General features: G+C 68.9%; 12 protein-coding genes, 1 tRNA gene, 1 pseudogene and 1 riboswitch. Of the genes and pseudogenes, 3 read left to right on the top strand and 11 right to left on the bottom strand.

The features are described 5' to 3' along the window. Positions 1-77: 77 nt before the first annotated feature. Positions 78-2,441, top strand: coding sequence for a TonB-dependent receptor (locus CFB35_RS04705; RefSeq protein ID WP_089464614.1), 2,364 nt, complete (start codon positions 78-80; stop codon positions 2,439-2,441). Between the two features lie 55 nt (positions 2,442-2,496). Continuing rightward, positions 2,497-2,682 (top strand): annotated as a pseudogene (locus CFB35_RS04710) (TlpA family protein disulfide reductase); the annotation flags it as partial. Between the two features lie 80 nt (positions 2,683-2,762). Here the strand turns inward: CFB35_RS04710 and CFB35_RS04715 are convergent. The 4 genes from CFB35_RS04715 to pepN all read right to left on the bottom strand — a co-directional run bounded on the left by CFB35_RS04715 (position 2,763) and on the right by pepN (position 8,161). Then, positions 2,763-3,017: a GlsB/YeaQ/YmgE family stress response membrane protein gene (locus tag CFB35_RS04715; RefSeq protein ID WP_006476609.1), complete on the bottom strand. Its 255-nt coding sequence runs from the start codon at positions 3,015-3,017 to the stop codon at positions 2,763-2,765. Between the two features lie 869 nt (positions 3,018-3,886). Beyond that, a tRNA-Thr gene (locus CFB35_RS04720) sits at positions 3,887-3,962 on the bottom strand. A gap of 206 nt (positions 3,963-4,168) precedes the next feature. Further along, positions 4,169-5,182, bottom strand: a complete 1,014-nt coding sequence (locus CFB35_RS04725; protein WP_059574095.1) for a class 1 fructose-bisphosphatase — start codon at positions 5,180-5,182, stop codon at positions 4,169-4,171. Positions 5,183-5,467: 285 nt separating this feature from the next. After that, positions 5,468-8,161, bottom strand: coding sequence for an aminopeptidase N (gene pepN / locus CFB35_RS04730; protein WP_089464615.1), 2,694 nt, complete (start codon positions 8,159-8,161; stop codon positions 5,468-5,470). 187 nt (positions 8,162-8,348) lie between these two features. Here pepN and CFB35_RS04735 point away from each other — a divergent pair, with 187 nt between their 5' ends. Further along, complete coding sequence (locus CFB35_RS04735) at positions 8,349-9,059, top strand: DUF4136 domain-containing protein (RefSeq protein WP_059574093.1); 711 nt, start codon at positions 8,349-8,351, stop codon at positions 9,057-9,059. A 50-nt stretch (positions 9,060-9,109) separates the two neighbouring features. Here the strand turns inward: CFB35_RS04735 and CFB35_RS04740 are convergent, their stop codons facing one another. The 7 genes from CFB35_RS04740 to CFB35_RS04775 all read right to left on the bottom strand — a co-directional run bounded on the left by CFB35_RS04740 (position 9,110) and on the right by CFB35_RS04775 (position 16,415). After that, a complete protein-coding gene (locus CFB35_RS04740; protein WP_059574092.1) occupies positions 9,110-9,682 on the bottom strand; it encodes a TMEM165/GDT1 family protein in 573 nt (190 codons plus the stop codon). A gap of 78 nt (positions 9,683-9,760) precedes the next feature. Continuing rightward, a riboswitch (yybP-ykoY riboswitch) is annotated at positions 9,761-9,898 on the bottom strand. A gap of 134 nt (positions 9,899-10,032) precedes the next feature. Further along, the gene (gene guaD, locus CFB35_RS04750; protein WP_059574091.1) at positions 10,033-11,352 is read right to left on the bottom strand and encodes a guanine deaminase; all 1,320 of its coding nucleotides are present in this window, start codon (positions 11,350-11,352) and stop codon (positions 10,033-10,035) included. After that, a complete protein-coding gene (locus CFB35_RS04755) occupies positions 11,349-11,693 on the bottom strand; it encodes a hypothetical protein (protein WP_081066589.1) in 345 nt (114 codons plus the stop codon). The genes guaD and CFB35_RS04755 overlap by 4 nt, the downstream gene beginning before the upstream one ends. Before the next feature lie 27 nt (positions 11,694-11,720). Then, positions 11,721-12,746 (bottom strand): adenosine deaminase, encoded by a 1,026-nt coding sequence (locus tag CFB35_RS04760; RefSeq protein ID WP_089464616.1) that lies wholly within the window; start codon positions 12,744-12,746, stop codon positions 11,721-11,723. An 18-nt stretch (positions 12,747-12,764) separates the two neighbouring features. After that, positions 12,765-13,769 carry a xanthine dehydrogenase accessory protein XdhC gene (gene xdhC, locus CFB35_RS04765; RefSeq protein WP_059574089.1) on the bottom strand — a complete coding sequence of 335 codons (1,005 nt, stop codon included), beginning with the start codon at positions 13,767-13,769 and terminating at the stop codon, positions 12,765-12,767. 620 nt (positions 13,770-14,389) lie between these two features. Continuing rightward, positions 14,390-14,902, bottom strand: a complete 513-nt coding sequence (locus CFB35_RS04770) for a disulfide bond formation protein B (protein WP_089464617.1) — start codon at positions 14,900-14,902, stop codon at positions 14,390-14,392. A gap of 136 nt (positions 14,903-15,038) precedes the next feature. Then, positions 15,039-16,415 carry an amidase gene (locus tag CFB35_RS04775; protein ID WP_089464618.1) on the bottom strand — a complete coding sequence of 459 codons (1,377 nt, stop codon included), beginning with the start codon at positions 16,413-16,415 and terminating at the stop codon, positions 15,039-15,041. Positions 16,416-16,419 lie beyond the last annotated feature (4 nt).

Here is a 16,419-nt window from a genome sequence, read left to right on the forward strand (position 1 = left end):
CCGCGCGTCGCGTCGTTCGTGCGCGGTTCGTGCCCCGGTGTCCGGCGGCGTCCGATCACGTTTTCAGGAACTCACTCATGTCGTCTCCCCTTGCCGCGCGGCCGTCGCGCGGCCAGCTCGCGCTCGCATGCGCGGCCGCTTTCGCATGGCCGGCCGCTTACGCGGCTTCAGCCGACGATGTCCGTGCCGAGGCCGCCCGCGGCGGTCACGCCGATCGTCCTGCCGCCACCGCGCCGGCCTCCGCCGGTGTCGCCGCATCGGCCCCGCCGGCCGGCGAGACGCTGTCCGCCGTCAGCGTGACCGCGCAGCGGCAACCCGTCGATCCGGATACGCCGGCCGTCGTCACGTCGATCACCCGCGAGCAGATCGATGCGCACACCAACGTCACCACCGAGGACGCGCTGAAGTACGCGCCGAACCTGATGGTTCGCAAGCGCTACATCGGCGACCGCAATAGCGTATTCGCGGGCCGCGACTTCAATGAACTGCAGAGCGCGCGCGGGCTCGTCTATGCCGACGGCGTGCTGCTGTCGAACCTGCTCGGTTCGAGCTATGCGTACCCGCCGCGCTGGTCGCTGATTCCGCCCGACGACATCGCGCGCGTCGACGTGCTCTATGGCCCGTTTTCCGCACTGTATCCGGGCAACTCGATCGGCTCGACCGTGCTGCTCACCACGCGCCGCCCGGAACAGCTCGAGGCGTCGCTGTCGACGCAGTTCTTCACGCAGCGTTACCACGACGGCTACGGATTCGCGGACAGCTTCGGCGGCAATCACCAGACCGCTCGGATCGCGAACCGCGTCGGCCGGTTCTGGTTCGCGCTGTCGCTCGACCGGCTGGAAAACGACGGCCAGCCGATGCAGTATGCGAGCCCCAATTCCGCCTACAACCCGAAGCTGGGCGCCGCCGTCCCGGTGGCGGGCGCCGCGACCGACATCGGACCCAACGGCAAGCGGCGGACCCTCGTCGGCGCGCAGACGATCGAGCGGACCGAGCAGCTCAACGAGACGGTGCGGATGGGCTATGCGTTTTCCGATCACGTCGATGCGACGTTGACGCTCGGGCATTGGGAGAACCATTACCGGCAGCACGGCGAGACCTTCCTGCGCGACGCGACGGGCAAGCCGGTGTACGGCGGCAACGTGTCGATCGGCGGCCAGAACATGACTGTCGCGCCGAACGCGTTCGCGCCGCAGCGCGGCGACCAGGAGAACTGGCTGTACGCGCTCGGGTTGAACGGCCGGCTCGATTCCGGCTGGCGGCTGTCGGGCGTCGTGTCCGCGTACGACGTCTCGCGCGACGTGCTGCGCGCGGCCCCGACCGTGCAGGGCGGGGCGGGTACGCTGTTCGAGGGCGACGGCACCGGCTGGCGCACGCTCGACCTGAAGGCCGAGGCGCCGGAAGTGAAAGGCCATACGTTCACGTTTGGCTATCACTACGACAACTACTTCCTGCGCAACGCCACGTACAACACGGCCGACTGGCTGGCCGGGCCGACCACGTCGCTCGCGAGCGCCTATCGCGGCGACACGCGCACTCAGGCGCTGTTCGGGCAGGACGCGTGGCGCTTCGCGCCGGGCTGGCTCGCGACGCTCGGGCTGCGCTACGAGCGCTGGGACGCGTATGGCGGCGCGCTCGGCAATGCGAACGGCACGCTCGGCTATGCAGACCGGAGCGCGAACGCGCTGTCGCCGAAAGTCGCGCTGCAATGGGACGCGACGGAGGTGTGGCGCTTCCGGCTGTCGTTCGCGACCGGCACGCGGTTTCCAACGGTCGGCGAGCTGTTCCAGGGCACGATTTCGAACAACGCGATCGTCAACAACAACCCGAACCTGCGGCCGGAAAAGGCGATCGACTGGGATTTCACGGCCGAACGCGACGTGGGTGTCGGCGTCGTGCGCGCCAGCGTGTTCCAGAGCGACCTGCGCGATTCGATCTACAGCCAGACAACGGTGGCGGGTGCGACCACCGTCACCAACGTGTCGAACGTCGACCGCGTGCGCGTACGCGGCGTCGAACTCGCGTTCAGCGGCGAGAACGTCGGGCCGCGCGGGCTGAACATCGACGCGAACGTATCGGCGAGCAACGCGCAGATTCTCGCCGATGCCGCGAACCCGGCCTACGTCGGTTCGCGCTTTCCGCGGATTCCGCGCATGCGCGCGAACCTGCTCGCGTCGTATCGCTTCGACGAGCACTGGCTGGCGAGCGTCGGCGTGCGCTACTCGGGCCGTCAGTTCAACACGCTCGACAACAGCGACGTGAATCCGGACGTCTATGGCGGCACGAGCTCGTTTACGGTCGTCGATCTGAAGGCGCGCTACCGCTTCGATCGTCACTGGAGCGCGTCGGCGGGCATCGACAACCTGACGGACCGCCGCTACTACGTGTTCCACCCGTATCCGGGCCGCACGTTCTATGGAGAACTGAAGTGGTCGCTGTGAAACCGTTCGCGGCAGGCTGCGCGCCGCGGCTCCCGGCGTGCCGAAAGCCGCCGATCCGCAGGTCGTGCAGTGTGCGAACGCGGAGCCGATACCCCAGCGGCTGCGGGTGGCGCTCGATGCGCAATGGAGAGGGGAGATGCCGCGCCCCCTGTGGATCGGTCGCGATGGTGTGCGTGAAGCTTCCAGCGGATTGCTGACGGCCGACGTGCTCGACGGCGGGTTGCGGCACGCGAAGCGTTGACGGAGCCGGTGGCGCGCGGCGAACGCGCCGCGCGCCGGCCCGATGCGAAAACGCGCCCGAAGGCGCGTGGAGAGAAAACGTCAGGCCGCTCGCCTGAATAGGCGGATCACGAACAGCAGGATCACCGCGCCGATGACCGCGACGATCACCGAGCCGATGAAGCCGCTGCCGATGCTGATGCCGAGCAGTCCGGCAAGCCAGCCGCCGATCACCGCGCCGACGATCCCGACGATGATGTCGACGATCAGCCCGAAGCCGCCGCCCTTCACGAGCAAGCCGGCCAGCCAGCCGGCGATCGCGCCGATGATGAGCCACATAATCAAGCCATGAGTCATGGTGGTGCTCTCCTTGGGTTGAGTCGAAATGACCGGGCACGGGCGGTCGCGCGCCGCAAGCTGGTTGAAAGCGGCTGCGGCCGCCGCACCGCCCACGCAATGTAACGCGATAGGCGGGTCGGAATCGTTAAGTAATGTTATGCACCCTTAAGGAGATTTTCCAGGGAGATTTGTCTGCGTACGGCTCGATTCGTGCGCGTACCGCGCATGGCGCACGGCCAAGCCGGTCTGCAGGAATGAGGCGCTGCCGAAAATTCGTCGATCGGGCGCATCGTGGCGTGCATGGGCGCCTCGGGCAGTCCGTCGGCAGCGTCGGCTGTCAGCCGCGCAACGGTCACGGCATCGCCGATCGCCAGTAGTGCGAAACGGGCAGGCAAGGGCGAGCAAGAGCGACGTATCGGCTTCACCGATCCGGGGCATCGTGTGGCCCGCGCGGCGACGTAGAGGGCGTCGCATTCGGCGTCCGTCGTCATTCGGTGTCCTGATTGATTGACATTGGTCGAAGTAGGTGGATGGAGCGCGATCGAGCGCGGCGGCCATGGCGTCAATGTGCGAGGCGTGCCGGCGGCCGGGCACGTGATGGACGATGCTGTTGCTTGCGCCGTACAGGTCGGACAGCCGGCCGTCGGGGCCATGGCCGCCGCGGGCCGAGCCGCTGCGCACCGCGATGGGTGATCGATACGATCGGCTGGCTGCCGCCGAGTGGGGGGAAGTCGTGCGGGAGTGTCAGCGAGGTTGCGCAGATAACGACCGCGGCGAGGATCGTGGTGCGCGACGCGATCGGCAGGGCGTCGTCGACCGGCTTCACGATTTCGGCGCCGGAAAAGAGAAAAGGTCTGACAAGCGATGCTTGTCAGACCTTTATGTCTTGGTGCCGGAGATAGGAGTCGAACCTACGACCTTCGCATTACGAATGCGCTGCTCTACCAACTGAGCTACACCGGCAGCAGAGAAATGAAATTATATGGTCAAATCCGCGATCTTGGCAATAGGTTTTGCGAAATTTTTTCAGCTTGCTGCGGCTGCTTCGCGAAACCCTCGATCCGGCGGACTTTCCGCTTTCACTTCACCGCGATGCGACCCGTTAGGGCCACATCGCGAAGGCGCGATTGTACTGATGTCTCGCGCCTCCGTCCAGTGCTGCAGTGCAATTATTTTGCTTCGTCGTGATAGCCGGTCACGCGCTCGACTTCGTTCTTCGAGCCGAGGAATACGGGCACGCGCTGGTGCAGGCCGGTCGGCTGTACTTCCATGATCCGCTGCGTGCCGGTCGTCGCCGCGCCGCCCGCCTGCTCGACGATGAACGCCATCGGGTTCGCTTCGTACATCAGGCGCAGCTTGCCCGGACGATCGGGCGTGCGCTTGTCGGCCGGGTACATGAAGATGCCGCCGCGGTTCAGGATCCGGTGCACGTCCGCGACCATCGACGCGATCCAGCGCATGTTGAAGTTGTCGCCGCGCGGGCCGTCCTTGCCGGCGTTCAGTTCGTCGACGTAACGCTTGACCGGGTCGTACCAGTGGCGGGCGTTCGACGCGTTGATCGCGTATTCGCGCGTGTCGGCCGGGATCTGCATGTTGCTCTGCGTGAGCACCCACGAGCCGACTTCGCGGTCGAGCGTGAAGCAGTTCACGCCGTTGCCGGTCGTCAGCACGAACACCGTCTGCGGGCCGTACACGGCATAGCCGGCCGCGACCTGCTGCGTGCCGGGCTGCAGGAACGATTCCTCGGTCGCCTGCTTGCCGTCCGGGCAGCGCAGCACCGAGAAGATCGTGCCGATCGACACGTTCACGTCGATGTTCGACGAACCGTCGAGCGGGTCGAACACGAGCAGGTATTCGCCGCGCGGGTAGTTCGCCGGGATCGGGAAGAACGTTTCCATTTCCTCCGACGCCATCGCGGCGAGGTTGCCGCCCCATTCGTTCGCGTCGAGCAGGATTTCGTTCGACAGGATGTCGAGCTTTTTCTGCACCTCGCCCTGGACGTTCTCGCTGCCCGCGGTGCCGAGTGCTTCGCCGAGCGCGCCCTTCGACACGTTGTAGCTGATCGCCTTGCACGCGCGGGCGACGACTTCGATCAACAGGCGCAGGTCGGCGGGGAGGTTGTTGGTCTCACGTTGCTGTTCGATCAGAAACTTCGACAGCGTGGTGCGGCGGGCAATGGACATGACAGACTCCGAAAGGCGAAAGAATCCTTGAATGGGCGCAATTTTACCCGTCGCGCCTGCGGTGCCGCCGGCTTTTTTCGTCCGGTTACATGGGCGGGCCGCCGAATCGGCCCGGTATCGGGCGACGCCGGCGGGCGGGGGCGTTCATCGCAGCCGCGGCCGGTCGGGCGGTCCGACCCCGCGATCGCGAGCGGTTTCAGCCGCGCCCGCGCAATGAAAAAGCCGGCGCCGCGTGAGGCGGCACCGGCTCGATCGCGCGGACGCGACAGCGGGCGATCGCGTGACTTACGCGAGCGCCTTCTCGACGATCTCGCGCACGTCGCGCGATTTCGCGCCGGCGGCGACCTGCTCGAGCGCTTCGCGCATCCGGTCGCGTAGCGCCGGCGTGAAGCGGCGCCACAGTTCGAGCGAGCGCGCGAGGCGCGCCGCGACCTGCGGGTTGATCGCGTCGAGCGCGAGCACCTGTTCGGCCCAGAACGCGTAGCCCGACCCGTCGGCCGCGTGGAATTGCGCGGGGTTCGCCGCGCAGAAGCTGAAGATCAGCGAGCGCGCGCGGTTCGGGTTCTTCAGGTTGAACGCGGGGTGCGCGAGCAGCTTGCGCACCTTCGCGAGCGTCGGCTGCGCGGGCGTACCGCGTTGGGCCGCCTGCATCGCGAACCACTTGTCGATCACGAGCGCTTCCTTTTCGAAGCGACGGTAGAAGTCGTCGAGCGCATGCTCGGCCGGCCCGTTCGCCCCTGCGGCGGACGCCGACAGCAGCGCGCCGAGCGCGGCCGCGCGATCGGTCATGTTGTTCGCCGCGTCGTACTGGGCCGTGGCGAGGCGTACGGCATCGGCCGGATCGTCGAGCTCGGCGAGATACGCGAGCGCGAGGTTCTTCAGCGCGCGGCGGCCCGACGCTTCCGGCGTCGGCTCATAGGCGCCCGGCGTCTGGTGCTGCTCGTATGCGGCGAGCCAGTCGGCGCGCAGCGCGGTTGCGAGCTGGCGGCGCACGAACTGGCGCGCGCGATGCACGGCGGCCGGGTCGGCCTCGGCCATCTGGTCGGCGAGGTAGGTTTCCGACGGCAGCGTGAGCGCGAGTTCGCGGAACGCCGGCGACAGGCTTTCGTCGGTCAGCACGCGGCGGAACGCGGCGACGAAATTCTCGCCGAGCGCGAGCGGCGCGTCGGCCGCGGCACGCGCGGCGAGCGTGAGCAGCGCGCGTGTCGCGAGGCGCTGGCCGGCTTCCCAGCGGTTGAACGGATCGCTGTCGTGCGCGAGCAGGAACGCGAGATCGTCGTCGCTGTAGTCGTACTCGACGATCACCGGCGCGGAGAAGTTGCGCAGCAGCGACGGCAGCGGCGCTTCCGGCACGTCGACGAACGTGAAGGTCTGCTCGGTGTCGGTGAACTCGAGCACGCGCGCCGTGCCCGATGCGGCGGCCTCGCCGTCCAGACGCAGCGGCAGGTCGCGGCCGTCGCGGCCGATCAGGCCGATCGCGAACGGGATCAGCAGCGGCCCCTGCTGCGTTTCGCGCGCGGCCGGCGACGCGTCGCCGTAGCCTTGCGCGAGGGTGACCGTATAGCGGCGCGCGGCCGCGTCGTACGCGGTGCGCACCGACACGCGCGGCGTGCCGGCCTGGCTGTACCAGCGCTCGAACTGCGCGAGGTCGCGCCCGTTCGCGTCGGCCATCGCGTGGCGGAAGTCGTCGCAGGTCACCGCGTGGCCGTCGTGGCGCTTGAAGTAGAGATCCATCCCCTTGCGGAAGCCGTCGCGGCCGAACAGCGTCTGGTACATCCGCACGACTTCCGAGCCCTTCTCGTAGACCGTCATCGTGTAGAAGTTGTTGATCTCGACGTAGCTCTCCGGGCGTACCGGGTGCGCCATCGGGCCCGCGTCCTCGGCAAACTGCAACTGGCGCAGCACGCGCACGTCCTCGATGCGCTTGACTGCGCGAGCCGCCGATTCGACGTCGTCGCCGGCGGCCATGTCGGCCGAGAATTCCTGGTCGCGGAACACCGTCAGCCCTTCCTTCAGGCTCAACTGGAACCAGTCGCGGCAGGTCACGCGGTTGCCGGTCCAGTTGTGGAAGTACTCGTGGCCGACCACCGACTCGATGTTCGCGAAATCGGTGTCGGTGGCGGTCTCGGGGTTCGCGAGCACGTACTTCGTGTTGAAGATGTTGAGCCCCTTGTTCTCCATCGCACCCATGTTGAAGTCGCCGACCGCGACGATCATGAAGCGGTCGAGATCGAGCTCGAGGCCGAAGCGCTTCTCGTCCCAGCGGATCGAGTGGATCAGCGAATCCATCGCGTGACGCGTCTTGTCGAGGTCGGCCGGCTCGACCCACACCTGCAGCAGCTTGTCCTTGCCGGAGCCGGTCGTGATCTTCTCCTCGATCGCGACGAGCTTGCCGGCGACGAGCGCGAACAGGTAGCTCGGCTTGCGGAACGGGTCTTCCCACTTCGCGAAGTGGCGGCCGTCGGGCAGGTCGCCCGAATCGACGAGGTTGCCGTTCGACAGCAGCACCGGGTATGCGGCCTTGTCGGCGCGCAGCGTGACGGTGTACGACGCCATCACGTCGGGGCGGTCGAGGAAGTAGGTGATGCGGCGAAAGCCCTCGGCTTCGCACTGCGTGAAGAAGTTGCCGCTCGACACGTAGAGGCCGGACAGCGTCGTATTCTGGTCGGGCGCGCACGCGCTTTCGAGCGTCAGCTCGAAGGCGTCGGGCACGTTCTCGACCGTCAGCCCGTGTTCGTGCGCGCGCACCGCGCCGTGCGGCGCGCCATCCAGCCGCGCGCCGAGGAATTCGAGCGCCTCGCCCATCAGCTCCAGGTGCGGCGCGGGCGCGGCGTCCGGATTGCGGCGCACGCGCATCGTATTCCTGACGATCGTGCGGGCCGGGGCGAGATCGAATTCGAGTGCGACGGAATCGATGAGGAAGGCCGGCGGCGTGTAGTCGGCGCGGCGGATCACGGTGGAGGAGGCGTTGTCGGACATGGTCGTCGAGATCGGTGGAGTGGGGGACGGGCCCGTCGCGCGGGCCAGGCGAACCGGGTCATTGTACAAAGGCTTGCGGCGGCGTGTCGGGCGAACTTTTTACCGCTTCCGGCAGTCCGCGTATTATCGACATCCCGTTGTCGTTCGCGCGGTGCGACGAACGGGTGACGGATCGACGAGGATCAACATGAAACGCGAATGGATTTTTCGCGGTGCGGGCTGGGCGGCGGTGCTGTGCGTCGCGCTGCTGACCGGCTGCACCAGCTACGTGACCACCCGGGTCACGGCCTTCTCCGACTGGAGCGGCAGCGACGCGACCCGCACCTATGCGTTCACGCGCACGGACGCGCAGAAGAACAGCATCGAGCAGTCGACCTACGAGCCGATCGTCGCGAACGAATTGTCCGCGTATGCGTTCCGGCAGGTCCCGCAGTCGCAGGCACGCTATCTCGTCGGGCTGACCTATTCGGTCGGCAGCGATCTCGTGACGGTGCCGCAGCCGGTCTACTATGACCCGTGGTTCATGGGGCCGGGGCCGTACTGGCGAGGCGGTCCGTGGAGCCCCTGGGGCCCGTGGGGGCCCTGGGGGCCGATGCCGGCCGGCTACGTCGCGCAAACGTACCAGGTCTTCGACTACGTGCTCGGCATCCGTATCACCGAGCGCGCGACGGGCAAGGAGGTCTACAACGTGACCGCGCGCACGACCGGCGACAACGGCACGCTGCTGTACGCGATGCCGTTCCTCGCGCGCAGCGCGCTCGCCGATTTCCCGTTGTCGAACGGTGCGGTCCGTACGGTCCGGCTGCCGGTCGACAAGCGTGGCGGGCCGGCGGCGCCGGCCGCCAACGAGCGCGCGGTGCCGGCGGCGCCGGCCTCGGGCGCGGCCGTCGCAAAGTAGCGCGGCATCCGCGTCGGCGCGGCTGCCCGGCCGCGCCGGCCCGATTCCTTTCAGATTCCGATGCCGAACAGCGCCAGCGCGCCGAGCACGACGAACAGCACGGCCGCGATCCCGTGCACGAGCTTCGTCGGCAGGCTGTGCGCGAAGCGGTCGCCGAGCAGGATCGCCGGCACATTGGCGAGCATCATCCCGAACGTCGTGCCGGCCACGACGCCGATGTAATCCTGGAAGCGCGCGGCCAGCGCGACGGTCGCGATCTGCGTCTTGTCGCCCATTTCCGCGAGAAAGAACGCCACCAGCGTCGCGCCGAACACGCCGAGCCGCGAGCGGGTCGCATGGGCTTCGTCCTCGTCGAGCTTGTCCGGCACCAGGATCCACAAGCCCATCGCGATGAACGAGAACGCGAGCGCCCAGCGCATGATCGACGGCGTGACGAGCACGCCCAGCCATTCGCCGAACGCACCGGCGAAACCGTGGTTGACGAGCGTCGCGACGAGTACGCCGAGAATGATCGGCACCGGCTTGCGATAGCGCGCGGCCAGAACGAGGGAAAGCAGTTGGGTCTTGTCGCCGATTTCAGCGAGGGCGACGGCGCCGGTGGAGATCAGGAAGGCTTGAGACACGTATGGGGTTCCACGGGCCGATGTTGTGCAAGCGAGCGACGATCCACCGCGCGCCGGGCCCTGATGCGGCGCGCAGTGAACCATCGGTCTCGCCAGGCCAACGTGGCTGCGCCCGCCATGGCCGAACGGCCAAGTCTGTTGACGGACGCCTCCGTCACGATGCGCGCCGGGGGCGCGGGACATCGAGCGGAGCGGCTACTCCCCAATGAGCGGCGAATTCTAGCACGGCGCATCGCGCGTCGGAAAGCGGCCGGGCCGCGGTGCGCCGCGCCGCACCGCATTCGACTGCCGGCATGACGACACGGCGAAGCGGCGAAGCGGCCGTGCCTGCCGGAGCGCGGCGCGGGTCGCTACGCGGCGGCCGGGCCGCGCGCGGCGCCGCGCTCGTGCACGAGTTTGCCGGCCGCATAGGTACGGTACACCGCGCGGTCGTCGCCGAGCAGCGCGAACGCGAACAGCAGTTCCTCGAGCGAATCCGCGCGCTTCGTGCGGCGCGCGAGCAGCGGCGTCGCCTGCGGATCGAGCACGACGAAGTCGGCCTCGGTGCGCGGCGCGAGCGTGCCGACCGTGTCGGCGAGGTCGAGCGCCTGCGCGGCGCCGGCCGTCGCGAGCCAGAACATCCGCGTGGCGCTCAGGTGGTGGCCCGACAGCCGCGCGACCTTGTGCGCCTCGTTCATCGTCTGCAGCATCGAGAACGACGTACCGCCGCCGACGTCAGTCGCGAGCGTGACGGGCACGTCGTATTCGCCGGCCTTGTCGAAATCGAACAGGCCGCTGCCGAGGAAGAAGTTCGACGTCGGGCAGTGCGCGACGACGGTGCGCGTCTCGGCCATCCGGCGGCGATCCTCGTCGTCGAGGTGGATGCAATGGCCGTACACCGCGCGCGGACGCAGCAGCCCGTAGCGGTCGTAGATGTCGAGATAGCTGCGGTGGCCGGGGAACAGCTCGGCCGCCCATTTCACCTCGTCGACGTTTTCCGCGACGTGGCTTTGCACGAACACGTCCGGATGGCGGCGCGCGAGTTCGCCGCACGCCTCGAGCTGCGCCTCGGTCGACGTCGGCGCGAAGCGCGGCGTGAGCGCGTACATCTGGCGGCCCTTGCCGTGCCAGCGGCCGATCAGCTCGGCGCTGTCGTCGTAGCCCGACTGCGCGGTGTCGCGCAGGAATTCGGGGCAGTTGCGATCCATCAGCACCTTCCCCGCGATCATCCGCAGGTCGCGCGCGTCGCTCGCCGCGAACAGTGCATCGGCCGACTGCTTGTGCACCGTGCAGTAGACGAGCGCGCTCGTGGTGCCGCACGCGAGCAGTTCGTCGACGAAGAAGTCGGCGACTTCGCGCGCATGCTCGGGGTCGCCGAACCGGCGCTCGGTCGGAAACGTGTACTTGTCGAGCCACGGCAACAGGCCCGGCGCCGGCGACGCGATCATGTCCGTCTGCGGATAGTGGATGTGCGTGTCGATGAAGCCGGGCACGATCAGCTTGTCGCGCAGGTCGTGGACCGCCGCATCGCGCGCGAGCGTCGCCGCGAGCGGCGCATACGGGCCGGCCGCGACGACCTTGCCGTCGTCGACGATCAGGAGCCCGTCGGTCTCGTAGTTCGCGGCCTGGCTCGATTGCGCCGGGTCGCCGTTGAAGGTCAGCAGTTGGGAACGGAAAGCGGTTTGCGTCATGACGAAGGGTCCTGCATCAAGGTAAGGCGAACAGAAGAAAACGGTCGACACCGCACGGGGGCGGCGCGGTGCTGCGCGAGCGGCAGCATGCTGCGTGCGCCACGACCGGCGGCGATGGCGCGGGCGAACGTGGCGGCCGAAGCCGCCAGCGCGTGGTTGCCCGCGCACCTCGCGGCCGTTGCGCGCGCAACCGGTGCGGCGGCGAACGGTACGGCAAGCCACGACGGAGCGCGCATGCGGGCGACGACGCGCCGCGCCGTCGCTTCGCGAGCACGCAGGCGGCCGGCCCGGCGCGAGGCCGAACGGGGAAACGCGAAGCGGATGCCGTTGCCGTGTTTCATCTGTCTAGCGGGCCTCGATGCGGGCCGTCACGCGGCCTGCCAGTACGCGTCGAGGCGCGCGTACAGTGCGTCGCGCTGCGCCGGTTCGATGAACGACGCCTCGAAGCCGTTGCGGATCACCGCATGGACTTCGGCATCCGTCAGTTGCAGCCCTTCGGCCGTCGCGAAGTAGTTTTCGTTGACGTAGCCGCCGAAATAGGCCGGATCGTCGGAGTTGATCGTCACCGCCACGCCGCGGTCGAGCAGTGCCTTCAGCGTGTGCTTCGTCATGTCGTCGAACACGCACAGCTTCAGGTTCGACAGCGGGCAGACGGTGAGTGCCGTGCGCGTTTTCGCGAGACGCTCGACGAGCGCCGCATCCTCGATGCTGCGCACGCCGTGGTCGATCCGGTCGACCTTCAGCACGTCGAGCGCTTCGTAGATGTACGCGGGCGGACCTTCCTCGCCCGCATGCGCGACGAGCTTCAGCCCGAGCGCGCGCGCCTTGTCGAACACGCGAGCGAACTTTGCCGGCGGATGGCCGAGCTCGGACGAATCGAGGCCGACGCCGATCAGCCGATGGCGATAGCGCTCGAACAGCGGCAACGCGGATTCGAACGTCGCGAGCGCGTCCGCTTCGGAGAGGTGGCGCAGGAAGCACAGGATCAGCTTGCTCGACAGCCCGCGTCGCTCGGCATCGGCGAGTGCGCGCTCGATGCCCGCGACGACCGTCTCGATCGGCACGCCGCGCTCGGTGTGTGTCTGCGGGTCGAAGAACAGCTCGGTGTGGACGACGTTGTCGGCGAGCGCGCGCTCGCAGTACGCGGCCGTCATGTCGTAGAAATCCTGCTCGGTGAGCAGCACGCTCGCGCCGGCGTAGTAGATGTCGAGGAACGACTGCAGGTCGGTGAACGCGTACGCGGCGCGCAGCGCATCGATCGAATCGTACGCGAGCTTCACGCCGTTGCGCTGCGCGAGCGCGAAGATCAGTTCGGGCTCGAGCGAGCCTTCGATATGGATGTGCAGCTCCGCTTTCGGCGCGCGGGCAATCTTGTCCTTGAATGTCGGGGTCATGGCGTCGTTCTTGGTCGGTCAGTAGGTAGGGGAAGCTTGCGCGGCCGCATTCGCCTCGACGGCCTGCAGCAACTGCGCGGCCACCGAGATCGCGATCACTTCGGGCGCCTTGTCGACGATGCCTTCGACACCGATCGGGCAGCGCATCCGCGCGACCTGGGCCGGGTCGATGCCGATCGCCGCGAGCCGGTGATCGAACTGCATGCGTTTCGTGCGCGAGCCGGTCATCCCGAAGTACGCATAGTCGCCGCGTCGCAGGATGCGCTCGGCCAGCACGAAATCGAGTGCGTGGTCGTGCGTCATCACGACGAAGTAGGACCGCGGCGGCGCCGCGTCGACCGCGTCCGCCGGGGAAGCAGTCGCGTCGATCGTGACGTTGCCGATGCCGGCGAGCGCGTCGGCCGGCGGGAACGCGGCGTCGGCCCCGTCGATCCAGCGTACGTGGCACGGCAGCGTCGCCAGCACCTTCACGAGCGCGGTGCCGATGTGCCCCGCGCCGAACAGCACGACGGGGAACGCATACGGCGCGATCGTTTCGGTCATCAGCGACACGCCGCCGGTTTCCCACAGCAGGCAGTCGGCCCGCGCGGCTTCCGATTCGGGCTCGCTCAGCAGCGGCGCGCCCGGCGAGGGGCCGAATGATACGCTACGCACGGTCGCGGCGCCGGCCGCGACGCGCTTGGCGAGCGACATGATCCAGCCGAGGTCGCCGACGTCGAGCCGTTCGAACGCGAGCACCACGGCGCCGCCGCAGCACTGGCCGAGGCTCGGGCCGAGCGCGAGCCGCTCGAGCCGGCGTGCGTGCGGCACGTGCGCGCCGTCCTTCAGCAGGTGCCGCGCGATCTCGATCGCCTTCCATTCCAGATGACCGCCGCCGATCGTATGGCGGGCCGTGTCGCGCGTGACGAGCATCTTGGTGCCGGCTTCGCGCGGCGCGGAGCCGTCGGTATGCGCGACCGTCACGAGCACGGCCGCTTCGCCGTGCGCGAGCAGTTGCTGCAGATCGCCGAGCCAGGCTTCCATCAGCACGCTCCGTTCGGGACGACGCGGCACGACGCGCGGCGCGGGCTGGCGGGCGTGGCGGCAACGAGGACGGACGGGAGCGGGGCAGGCCGGCGGCACGGCTGATGCCATGCGGGGGCCGCGGACCGGCGTGCGCGAACGGCGCCGCCGGACGCGCGGACGCCATGAGGGTGATGGATGCGGATGGTTTGCGTTGTCATGATGAATCCAGTCGACATTGCGGATCGGGCGCGCGTTACGCAGGCAGCGGTGAGACCGCCTGGCCTCGCGCACGTAGATCGCCATCCAGTCCCGAAGATAGCATCGCCACGCGGCGGGAACATGGCCGGGCGGTGATCCGGGGTATCAGGCGGCGATCATGTCGATCATAGGCCCGCCGCGCCGGATCGGGGTGCCGATGCCTGCGCATCGGGCCGAAACGCACGTGTGACGGGGCGAGGCGCGGCGATCGCGCGACGCGCCGCCGGCCCGGACATCCGGGCGGCGAGGGGTAGGTGTTTACGCGCGACGACGGCGCGGGGCCGGCGCACGCATCGGCCGGCGCCCGGTGGCGACTCGCAGGCGGCGCGCGGCCCATTCGGTCGGGCCGCGCATGCTGTCGGCCGGCAACGCGGGCTCGGTCAACCCGCGAGCTTGCGGCGATGGCGCCAGAGGCTCGCGACGACCGCGATCAGGATCAAGGCGAAGCCGATCAGCGCCCAGCCGGGCAGCAGGATGCCGAGGATCGGCGGGTAGACGGTCTCGCACAGCCCGGCGACCTTGAACATGCCGGGGAACCACTGCGCGGGCGGCAGGCTGTCGACGATCGGCTGCAGCGTGTCGAAGCCGCAACTGAAGCCCGGATTCATCTGAATCGACAGGTGCCGCGCGGCCGTGCCGACACCGCCGGCCGCGGCGATCGCGATCAGCAGCTCGAGCACCCAGACACCGCGCCAGTTGCGGATCCCGGCGGCCAGGAACGCGAAGATCCCGATCGCGCAGAAGAAGTAGCGCTGGATGATGCACAGCGGGCACGGGTCTTCGTTCTTCACGTACTGCAGGTACAGCGCGCCGGCCAGCAGGGCGATGCACACCCATCCGAGCAGCATCAGCAGATGGCGTTCGCGGCGGAGTGCAAGCGTGTAGTCGTTCATGTCGGCGGGGTTCCTCGTCGGTCGGTCCGGAAAACAATCGCGCGATTTTAGCGCGAACGGTCTGGCACGAAACTGACAGCGCGCGTGCGGCAACCTGCCGCACCGCGCGCGTTGCCCGCCGGCGGCTGACCGGCGGTCAGCGAATCGTGTTCAGCACGGCCTCGACCGATTGGCCGATCGCCAGCAGCGCGTCGTCGCGATGCGGCGCCGCCGCGAGCATCAGGCCGACCGGCGCCGCGTCGCGCGCGTGGCACGGCAGCGACAGCCCGCACGCATCGAGGAAGTTGAACGCGCTCGGGTTGCGCAGGAGCAGCGCGTTGGTGCGCGTGAACGCGTCGTCGTCCGTTTCGAGGTCGGCGATGCGCGGTGGCACGACGGGCACCGTCGGCGCGACGAGCGCATCGAAGCGCGCCCAGACCGTGTGCGCGGCTTCGTCGAGCATCGCGGCGCGCGCGGCGAGCAGGTCGAGATAGTCGGCCGCGCTCGCGGGCTCGCCCTTCAGGATCCGCGTCAGCACGCGCGGGTCGTACTGGTCGCGATGCTTGGCGAGCAGCGGTCGATGCCATGCGTACGCCTCGATCGGCGAGAAGCCGAAACGGTTGATCTCCGGCAGCCGGTCGAGCGCGGGGAAGCGCACTTCGGTGACGATCGCGCCGGCGGCTTCGAGATGCTTGAGCGCGGTGTCGAGCGCGGCCGCGACGTCGGCATCGACGCCGTCCGTCACGTAGTTCGTCAGCACGCCGAGCCGTACGCCTTCGAGCGGCCGGGCGGCCGGCACGTGCGGCTCGAGCCCCGCGAGCATCCGGTCGACGAGCGCGCAGCACGCGACCGTCAGCCCGATCGGGCCGAACGAGTCGAGCGTCGTCGACAGCGGCACGCCGCCTTGCGTCGGGATCCGGCTCGCGGTCGGCTTGAAGCCCGTCAGCCCGCACAGCGCGGCCGGAATGCGGATCGAGCCGCCGGTGTCGGTGCCGAGCGCGACGGCGGCCATTCCGTCGGCGACCGACGCGGCCGCGCCCGACGACGAGCCGCCCGAAATTCGCGCATCGCCCGGCACGTCGCGGCGGTACGGCGAGCGCGGGTTGCCGAAGTGCGGATTCAGCCCGAGCCCCGAGAACGCGAACTCGCTCATGTTGGTGCGGCCGACCAGCACCGCGCCCGCGCGCCTGAGCCGCGCGACGGCGACCGCATCGGTGCGCGCGGCCGGCGCGCCGTCGAGCACGCGGGACCCCGCGCGCGTGACCTGGCCCGCGACGTCGAACAGGTCCTTGATCGACACGGGGATGCCCGCGAGCGGCGACAGCACGGTGCCCGCGGCGCGCAGCCGGTCGTGCGCGTCGGCGGCCGCGCGTGCGTCGTCGGCATCGACTTCGGTGAAGACGACGGCGCCCTGGCCCGACGGATCGGCGATCCGGTCGAGCGCGGTGTCGACGAGCGCGCGGCTCGTGGTCCGGCCGGCGGCGAGGTCGGCGGCGAGCTGGGCGAGTGGGGGGAACGGCGTGAAAGTGGTCATGGCG

Origin of the sequence: Burkholderia sp. AU16482, from assembly GCF_002223285.1 — a bacterium.
Classification (GTDB): domain Bacteria; phylum Pseudomonadota; class Gammaproteobacteria; order Burkholderiales; family Burkholderiaceae; genus Burkholderia; species Burkholderia semiarida.

What these genes read in the sequence shown, in the direction of transcription:
- CFB35_RS04705 (WP_089464614.1), top strand. Translation starts at nt 78, where the DNA reads ATGTCGTCTCCCCTTGCCGCGCGGCCGTCGCGCGGCCAGCTCGCGCTC.
- CFB35_RS04715 (WP_006476609.1), bottom strand. Translation starts at nt 3,017, where the DNA reads ATGACTCATGGCTTGATTATGTGGCTCATCATCGGCGCGATCGCCGGC.
- CFB35_RS04725 (WP_059574095.1), bottom strand. Translation starts at nt 5,182, where the DNA reads ATGTCCATTGCCCGCCGCACCACGCTGTCGAAGTTTCTGATCGAACAG.
- pepN (WP_089464615.1), bottom strand. Translation starts at nt 8,161, where the DNA reads ATGTCCGACAACGCCTCCTCCACCGTGATCCGCCGCGCCGACTACACG.
- CFB35_RS04735 (WP_059574093.1), top strand. Translation starts at nt 8,349, where the DNA reads ATGAAACGCGAATGGATTTTTCGCGGTGCGGGCTGGGCGGCGGTGCTG.
- guaD (WP_059574091.1), bottom strand. Translation starts at nt 11,352, where the DNA reads ATGACGCAAACCGCTTTCCGTTCCCAACTGCTGACCTTCAACGGCGAC.
- CFB35_RS04755 (WP_081066589.1), bottom strand. Translation starts at nt 11,693, where the DNA reads ATGAAACACGGCAACGGCATCCGCTTCGCGTTTCCCCGTTCGGCCTCG.
- CFB35_RS04760 (WP_089464616.1), bottom strand. Translation starts at nt 12,746, where the DNA reads ATGACCCCGACATTCAAGGACAAGATTGCCCGCGCGCCGAAAGCGGAG.
- xdhC (WP_059574089.1), bottom strand. Translation starts at nt 13,769, where the DNA reads ATGGAAGCCTGGCTCGGCGATCTGCAGCAACTGCTCGCGCACGGCGAA.
- CFB35_RS04770 (WP_089464617.1), bottom strand. Translation starts at nt 14,902, where the DNA reads ATGAACGACTACACGCTTGCACTCCGCCGCGAACGCCATCTGCTGATG.
- CFB35_RS04775 (WP_089464618.1), bottom strand. Translation starts at nt 16,415, where the DNA reads ATGACCACTTTCACGCCGTTCCCCCCACTCGCCCAGCTCGCCGCCGAC.